This window comes from Kitasatospora sp. MBT66, from assembly GCF_000710405.2.
Classification (GTDB): Bacteria; Actinomycetota; Actinomycetes; order Streptomycetales; family Streptomycetaceae; genus Kitasatospora; species Kitasatospora purpeofusca.
Map to the genome: position 1 here is coordinate 343072 of NZ_JAIY01000006.1, position 340 is coordinate 343411.

General features: G+C 73.5%; 1 pseudogene. It reads right to left on the bottom strand.

The features are described 5' to 3' along the window. Positions 1–313, bottom strand: a pseudogene (locus BI06_RS50735) (VanZ family protein); the annotation flags it as partial. Positions 314–340 lie beyond the last annotated feature (27 nt).

Consider the following 340-nt stretch of genomic DNA (forward strand, 5'->3'; position numbering starts at 1 on the left):
TGTGGTCGACGTTGAGCACGTGCCCGGGCGCCCACGAGGAGAGGAACTCCAGTGCCGTGGCCAGCAGGGCCGATGCGCCGGTGGTGCGCAGGAAGGACGGGAGCCAGGGGGTCCCGAGCCGGCCGCCGGCGAGCGGGAGGAGGACGCCGAGCGGGGCGGGCAGCAGCAGCTCGCCGAGCAGCTGGCCCGCGGAGGAGAAGCGGAGCGAGGCCAGTGGCGTCAGGTTGGCGTCGTAGACCCAGGCCACCGGCAGCGGTCTCAGTACCAGCCAGCCCAGCAGCAGCAGGTGGAGGGCGAGGCCGAACCGTCCCACCGCCCGTAGTCGACTCCGGTGGTGCTG